Genomic DNA, 332 nt, shown 5'->3' with positions numbered 1-332 from the left:
GCATTATTGGCAAACAAGGTAAAAACATTAAAGCAGAAAACGCTGATGACTACATTTTTGGTTACACCATTTTAAATGATTTTTCCGCCCGGGACCTGCAAGCACAAGTAATGAGCGTAGGTTTGGGACCGGCCAAAGGCAAGGACTTTGCTACGTCTATCGGACCATTTATCGTTACGAAGGACGAAATTGAGGGTTTCAAAAGTGGCAAAGGGTATGATTTGAAAATGACGGCCAAAGTAAACGGGAAGCAGATGACTTCCGGAAATTGGAACGAAATCTACTATAGTTTTGCTGAGATGATTGAACGGGCTTCTGACAGTGTTCCTTTA

1 protein-coding gene is annotated in these 332 nt (G+C 42.2%); it reads left to right on the top strand.

All coding sequences use genetic code 11. From position 1 onward, the window contains the following. Positions 1-332, top strand: a 332-nt coding sequence (locus tag RYX56_RS21605) for a fumarylacetoacetate hydrolase family protein (RefSeq protein WP_317124022.1), incomplete at both ends; no start/stop codon positions are given.

Origin of the sequence: Alkalihalophilus lindianensis (genome assembly GCF_032843265.1) — a bacterium.
Taxonomy (GTDB): domain Bacteria; phylum Bacillota; class Bacilli; order Bacillales; family Bacillaceae_D; genus Alkalihalophilus; species Alkalihalophilus lindianensis.
The sequence above is the reverse complement of the archived record's forward strand: the minus strand, read 5'-3'. Positions and strand labels throughout refer to the sequence as shown.